Raw genomic sequence first — 6,528 nt, forward strand, 5'->3', positions numbered from 1 at the left:
TTGCACTTCAATTTTAAATCGAGGTTAAATATTTAGCTGAAGAAAATGACCAGATTCAAATTGGAGTTGAAGTTCCTAATGAGGTATCGAGTCATGCGATTAATGATTATGTTTGATTTGCCAGTTGGAACGAGTGAGAATCGCCGCGATTATCGAAGATTTCGGAGATCGTTGATACAAGAAGGATTTTTTATGATGCAGTATTCTGTTTATGTTCGGGTGTGCCCAGATTCTAAACAAGCTCATTCTGTTGAGAAAAGGATTGCCGCCATTACACCAAAGGATGGTTTAGTGCAGTCTGTTATGCTAACCGAAAAGCAATATCAGGCTATGCATTTTATTTCAGGTGAGCCTAGCCAGGATTTACTAAACTCAGCTGAGAGGACTGTTATGATATGAATCTCACCTACTTTGGATTTCCACCGTTTGGCGTTGCCTCGGGTAAAGTTACGGTAATTGATACTGGATCGCCACGCGTATATCAAAATTTATTACTAGGATTACAAGATAGGGAAGAGACCATAACTCTCAGTAAGGATGATTTTTCAGTAGTGAGTATTCCTAAAGGCTGTCAATGGTATGGGGATCCTTTAGAGTCATTGGATTTAAATAAGCTCTTTCAAAAGAAACTGCAGAATCAAATTATGAAGGTTATGACTAATAAGCAAACTGTGGACTTAGCTGATGGCATACGAAAGCTTGTGTCACAATTGCTAGAGAACAGTTATGTCATGGATATTCCGATTGAGTTTCCCGAGATTCCAACAGTAGATAAATTGGTGAAGTTTAGCGGATTACAAGTCATCCCGGAAGTTGAAAATGATGTCTATGTTATACTGGAATCGTTAGTTAAAGTGTTAATTGAACTGAATGATCGCCGAATAATTATCTTGACCAATGTCAGTCATTACCTCAAGGTCAGCCAGATTAATTCTCTGGTAGGTTTAATGGCAGATGCAGATATACCGATGCTTATAATTGAATTCTCACAAATCCAGCGTAATGAATTTTTTGTAAAATGTGATTATCACTATATTGACGGTGATTTTGTCTTGTGGTGATCTTAGGCACATTATATATCGATGTGAAAATGATGGTTTTAAGTAGATGGTAAATCAATAAGGTCAAGAGCGAAGGTGAGTACACGCTTGAAGGTCAAGGCGTTTTAAGTAGATGGTAAATCAATAAGGTCAAGAGCTTGCCATATTCCGAAAAGTTAGCAGCGGTCGTTTTAAGTAGATGGTAAATCAATAAGGTCAAGAGCCGGGCTTTCAGCTTCACAATGGTTTTTGCGGTTTTAAGTAGATGGTAAATCAATAAGGTCAAGAGCAAAGGTAGTGGATTATCTGACTATTGATAGGTTTTAAGTAGATGGTAAATCAATAAGGTCAAGAGCTCTGATGGTAGCGGCAATCTTAAATGATTAGTTTTAAGTAGATGGTAAATCAATAAGGTCAAGAGCAGCTAAAGTAGCTACCATGAAGGGTGATAAGTTTTAAGTAGATGGTAAATCAATAAGGTCAAGAGCGAGAGAGCTATTGAGTATGATGGAACGGTCGTTTTAAGTAGATGGTAAATCAATAAGGTCAAGAGCGAAGGTAGTGGATTATCTGACTATTGATAGGTTTTAAGTAGATGGTAAATCAATAAGGTCAAGAGCAGACTTTGACGTTTTCAAGCAGTAAATAAGGTTTTAAGTAGATGGTAAATCAATAAGGTCAAGAGCGGAGGTGCCATTCGATGCCGCTGAATGATAGTTTTAAGTAGATGGTAAATCAATAAGGTCAAGAGCAGGCATATAATGACGACTACGATAAGAGAAGTTTTAAGTAGATGGTAAATCAATAAGGTCAAGAGCGACAGTCTGTGGAAGTTAGACCTGGAGACCGTTTTAAGTAGATGGTAAATCAATAAGGTCAAGAGCATAAGGCCCGTAGCTGTACGGCTGCTGGCGGTTTTAAGTAGATGGTAAATCAATAAGGTCAAGAGCTCTCTAATTCGTTGGTCGTAGTTTACTGTCGTTTTAAGTAGATGGTAAATCAATAAGGTCAAGAGCCGGTATATTGTCGGGCATCCTGCTTGGATTGTTTTAAGTAGATGGTAAATCAATAAGGTCAAGAGCACGAACAGACTAAAGCACCGGGGTAAATTGGTTTTAAGTAGATGGTAAATCAATAAGGTCAAGAGCGCTGATGGCGTGAACATGCACTACTGCAAAGTTTTAAGTAGATGGTAAATCAATAAGGTCAAGAGCAAGATTGACACGGCCTACCAGCTACAGACGGTTTTAAGTAGATGGTAAATCAATAAGGTCAAGAGCAAGTGGTACATCACGTGGCAGAGGACTTTAGTTTTAAGTAGATGGTAAATCAATAAGGTCAAGAGCCACTGTACCAGACACACCTTTACTTCACGAAGTTTTAAGTAGATGGTAAATCAATAAGGTCAAGAGCTGGATCCTACGCCTTGTGTGATTTTGCCTAGTTTTAAGTAGATGGTAAATCAATAAGGTCAAGAGCTTTCACGTTTACAGGTCAACGTGGACACTAGTTTTAGGTAGATGGTAAATCAATAAGGTCAAGAGCAAAAAGTTTCGCCAACTTTTCTTTTTCCTCGTTTTAAGTAGATGGTAAATCAATAAGGTCAAGAGCGCCAGTACCTCATTGCTTACTTGCTCCGCGGTTTTAAGTAGATGGTAAATCAATAAGGTCAAGAGCCTTCAACCAATCATCTTTGAAGCCCCATTCGTTTTAAGTAGATGGTAAATCAATAAGGTCAAGAGCGTAATCAAGGTGTGAACGGTCTTACTGCTGGTTTTAAGTAGATGGTAAATCAATAAGGTCAAGAGCATGACACTCAATGCATCGATGAATACCGTAGTTTTAAGTAGATGGTAAATCAATAAGGTCAAGAGCTCGACCGGCCGCGGACTGATTCGTATACTGGTTTTAAGTAGATGGTAAATCAATAAGGTCAAGAGCGAATCTTAGTTCCTTTTTCAGCTCCGGTCTGTTTTAAGTAGATGGTAAATCAATAAGGTCAAGAGCACAATTTGTTTGGCGCAACCGGTCAACAGGGTTTTAAGTAGATGGTAAATCAATAGGTTGGATATTATATTTGAAATAGCTGTAATTTATTTGACATGAAAACCGCCTCATCATAATTTCCTACAGTAAAGGGAAAATTATGGTGAGGTGGTTTTCAACACAGCTATTTTAAAATATACTACCCAGCCGCATAAGGCACGGGTTTACTGTAGTAATATCCCTGAGTCATGCCAACATTGTAGCGTCTAGCTAAATCGACATCGCCCTTGTCCTCAATACCTTCAAGGGTGAAATCGAGGTGGTATGTATCGGCAATGTTGCGCCAGAAGTTGAGACTGGCCATCATTTCTTTTTGCCGGTGCTGGAACCGGAAGTTCTGCATCGCAAATTTAATGCTGTCCATGAAGGGCAAAACGTCCTGAATAGCTTCACACCAGGGATTGTCCGTACCAACGTCGTCTAGGCTCAGCTTGATATCGTAGGCCTGATAAATGGCCACGTAACGGTGAAGTTCCTCCAACGAAGGGGCCTCCGTCAGTTCGACGATTAATTTGAGGTTTTGAACGGACTTTTTCAGATGGATCAGGTGGCCAATCGTCCGTCGATCTGTAAATTGTTCGCGATTTAAGTTGAGTGAAATCTCGGGGTTATCTTGATGATCTTTTAAAATGTTCGTGATCTCTTGATAGGACAGTGAAACCTGCTGGTCCATTGGTAGCGCAGTGAAATCAGTTGGCGTTACCCAGTAGTCATGGCAATATGACCGTAATAACAGTTCATAACCCGCTAATTTTTGCGTGACCGCATTGATCTGCGGTTGGACGAAGAATCGATACATTTTAAAAGAAAATCCCCTTTCTGTTGAAACATGGGCTTAAACAATAGAGCCCATTATACATCATCGTTCAATTAATTTACAGTCATAATGATGCAGGACTCTAGCGAATTTTGACCCCACTTTTCGGGTGTCGTCCGCTAAGTGATTATGTTACTGCTTTACCGCGGCAAATTCAATTCATACGCTCGGCGCGCATTGTCGCCGGGTTCGGCCACGTGGACGATACCGCGGAATTGGTAGCCTAAGCTGGTTACGATGGCTTGCATCCGCTGATTCATGCGGTGGGTGTCAATCCGAAAATTGCGAACCCCCTCCTGGTAGGCCTGACTGATCAAGTTGGAGAAGAAGGTGTGGCTGAGATGCTGGCCAGCGAAGTCCTTGCTCAGCGCAATCCGGTGAATCGTGGCGTAGGGGTCCGTGTTGTTGGCCCAACCATCACCACTGATTTCGTGGTAATTCGGGTCATCACCCACCACCTGTGCTGCGGTTCCAGCGACTTGGTCATCGACCATCAATATCCAACTGCGCTGCGCCATAATATCTTCACGAATGGCGGTCTCATCGGGATAACCATCTTGCCACTGTGGACTGCCATCCGCCTTCAATAGGGCCTTGGCGTCGTCAATAATTGCCATAATTGCTGGCACGTCCGTCTTGGTAGCGTGTCGTAAATAAACTAAACTCATCAGTCGTCCTCCAATAGTTACTTCAAATTTAAAATCAAGAATACCACTTTCTGTGGTTGAACGGAATATTTTAATTTTTTCCATCAGTTCGGGCGACTTTCCCGCTTAATTTTGCTAGAGTTTAGGAAGAAGGAGTGTGTTCGACTTGGTAAAAATTACTGCTTACGGTGTCCGAGCCCTGGAAGAGCCGTACTTTGACCGCCTGAATCAGGATCAGTTTACCTGTAAATACGTGCGGGAACTCTTGACCCACGATAACGTGGCTGCTGCCAAGGGGTCCGATGCCGTCCTGGTTCGGGGCAACTGCATCGTTGACCGGCAGAATCTCCAGCGGTTTGCCGACTGGGGAATCCGGGCGGTCTTCACCCGTTCGGTTGGCTACAATCACTTGGACTTGCAGGCCGCTGCCGACCTTGGCATCACGCTGGCCCGGGTGCCCGGCTATTCGCCGACCGCCGTGGCTGAACTGGCGTTGACGCTGGGAATGGCGCAGTTCCGGCACGTCAGTCTGGCCGTGGATCAGACTCGGCAGGCTAATTTTACAGTTAGTGCCAATCTGTTTAGCCGGGAAATTCACACCGCCACGGTCGGCATTCTCGGCGCTGGTCGGATTGGCTTAGCTGAGGCGAAGTTATATCAGGGACTAGGTGCACGAGTATTGGCGTATGATCCACGGCCATCCGCGACCGCACAGGCAACTGTGACGGTAGTCCCACTCTCGGAACTACTCGCGCAGAGTGACATCGTCTCAGTCCACGTGCCGTACTTCCCGGGTGAAAATGATAATTTGATTGATACGGAATTTTTAGCGCAAATGAAGCCCGGCGCCGTCCTCGTCAATACCGCACGGGGAGAACTGGCGGATGTGCCAGCAATCCTGAACGCTCTCGGTACCGGGCAACTCAGCGGCTATGGGACGGACGTCTTTCGTGATGAGGTGGCACTGCTGGGCAAGCAATTTGCCACGCTGGATGAGGTGCCCAACGCAGAGGCGCGCCAGTTAATGGCGGCGTATCCCAAGGTACTGGTCACGCCGCACGTTGGGTCCTACACGGAACCGGCCCTCGTTGACATGATTCGCATCAGCTATGCTAATTTCCACGACTTTTTTACGACGGGAACGACCAGCAATGCCATCCGGGTGGCGGCGTCAAAGACTAACTGAAAGTCCTCCACAGATTGGGCGAGTGTGTTTTTCGTAATTTTTCGAAGACTAGAATTGAATCGAAAACGTGAAAAATCGTAGGATCTGTCAGCTTGTTGGCTGACAGTGACCTGCGATTTTGTTGTATTAGGTTAATAATCGAAGCTGAGTTAACCGGTGACTAGCGTTTAATCCAGGTTCAATTCAAAGGCTAACCGAGAAGCGTCGCTGGTCTGTTCTGTCACGTAAATGGTGCCGCGGTGCTTGTAGCCAAAGCTCCTGGCGATCGCCTGCATCTGTTGATTCTGCGCGTGAGTGTCCATACGGAAGTTGCGCACGCCTTCGTGATAGGCCTGACTGATCAGATTGGAGAAGAAGTAGTGGCTCAGGTGTTGTCCGCCAAAGCCAGCGCCAATCGCAATCCGGTGGATAGTCGCATAGGGATCTTGGTTATTCTGCCACTGACCGTCTTCGATGTTGACGTAGCTAGGTTCGTCGCCGATGATCATGGTTGCCGTTCCAGCTACCTGGCCATCGACCACCAGTAACCAGCATTGTTGACCGTCTACGTCCTTTTTTAGCGCCGCGGCATCCGGATAGCCATCCTGCCATTGCGGACTCCCAGCGGCCTTTAATTGGGCCTTAGCGTGGTCAATAATTGCCATGATTGCTGGTAAGTCACGAAGCGTGGCCCGTTTGATGAAAATTAAACTCATGGTGATGCCTCCTCAGTAGAAATTCCTAAGTTCTAGGATACCACTTAAATATTGACAGTGTAGCGCAAGTCGATTGCCCCTGAATGAATTCAGAGGC

At 44.7% G+C, this 6,528-nt stretch carries 6 protein-coding genes and 1 CRISPR repeat array; of the genes, 3 read left to right on the forward strand and 3 right to left on the reverse strand.

Annotated features, from left to right (window positions below; genetic code table 11):
• Positions 1-93: 93 nt before the first annotated feature.
• Both cas2 and csn2 read left to right on the forward strand, forming a co-directional pair.
• The gene (gene cas2 / locus FD07_RS11445; RefSeq protein ID WP_020090447.1) at positions 94-399 is read left to right on the forward strand and encodes a CRISPR-associated endonuclease Cas2; all 306 of its coding nucleotides are present in this window, start codon (positions 94-96) and stop codon (positions 397-399) included.
• Positions 396-1,061, forward strand: a complete 666-nt coding sequence (gene csn2 / locus FD07_RS11450) for a type II-A CRISPR-associated protein Csn2 (protein ID WP_020090448.1) — start codon at positions 396-398, stop codon at positions 1,059-1,061. Before cas2 ends, csn2 begins: the two co-directional genes overlap by 4 nt.
• A 35-nt stretch (positions 1,062-1,096) precedes the next feature.
• Positions 1,097-3,113: direct repeats of the CRISPR family, unit length 36 nt; unit sequence GTTTTAAGTAGATGGTAAATCAATAAGGTCAAGAGC.
• A 112-nt stretch (positions 3,114-3,225) separates the two neighbouring features.
• Here the strand turns inward: csn2 and FD07_RS11455 are convergent.
• Positions 3,226-3,885, reverse strand: a complete 660-nt coding sequence (locus FD07_RS11455) for an EAL domain-containing protein (protein ID WP_020090449.1) — start codon at positions 3,883-3,885, stop codon at positions 3,226-3,228.
• A 158-nt stretch (positions 3,886-4,043) separates the two neighbouring features.
• Entirely contained in the window at positions 4,044-4,571 is a 528-nt protein-coding gene (locus tag FD07_RS11460; protein ID WP_020090450.1) for a GNAT family N-acetyltransferase, read from the reverse strand.
• Positions 4,572-4,716: 145 nt separating this feature from the next.
• Here FD07_RS11460 and FD07_RS11465 point away from each other — a divergent pair, with 145 nt between their 5' ends.
• Positions 4,717-5,736, forward strand: coding sequence for an NAD(P)-dependent oxidoreductase (locus FD07_RS11465; RefSeq protein WP_027826051.1), 1,020 nt, complete (start codon positions 4,717-4,719; stop codon positions 5,734-5,736).
• Positions 5,737-5,903: 167 nt separating this feature from the next.
• Here the strand turns inward: FD07_RS11465 and FD07_RS11470 are convergent, their stop codons facing one another.
• The gene (locus tag FD07_RS11470; RefSeq protein WP_020090452.1) at positions 5,904-6,431 is read right to left on the reverse strand and encodes a GNAT family N-acetyltransferase; all 528 of its coding nucleotides are present in this window, start codon (positions 6,429-6,431) and stop codon (positions 5,904-5,906) included.
• Positions 6,432-6,528 lie beyond the last annotated feature (97 nt).

Source organism: Levilactobacillus parabrevis ATCC 53295, from assembly GCF_001434055.1.
GTDB lineage: Bacteria > Bacillota > Bacilli > Lactobacillales > Lactobacillaceae > Levilactobacillus > Levilactobacillus parabrevis.

Excerpts from the sequence above, each read along its gene's own strand:
- cas2 (WP_020090447.1), top strand. The coding sequence starts at position 94 with ATGCGATTAATGATTATGTTTGATTTGCCAGTTGGAACGAGTGAGAAT.
- csn2 (WP_020090448.1), top strand. The coding sequence starts at position 396 with ATGAATCTCACCTACTTTGGATTTCCACCGTTTGGCGTTGCCTCGGGT.
- FD07_RS11455 (WP_020090449.1), bottom strand. The coding sequence starts at position 3,885 with ATGTATCGATTCTTCGTCCAACCGCAGATCAATGCGGTCACGCAAAAA.
- FD07_RS11460 (WP_020090450.1), bottom strand. The coding sequence starts at position 4,571 with ATGAGTTTAGTTTATTTACGACACGCTACCAAGACGGACGTGCCAGCA.
- FD07_RS11470 (WP_020090452.1), bottom strand. The coding sequence starts at position 6,431 with ATGAGTTTAATTTTCATCAAACGGGCCACGCTTCGTGACTTACCAGCA.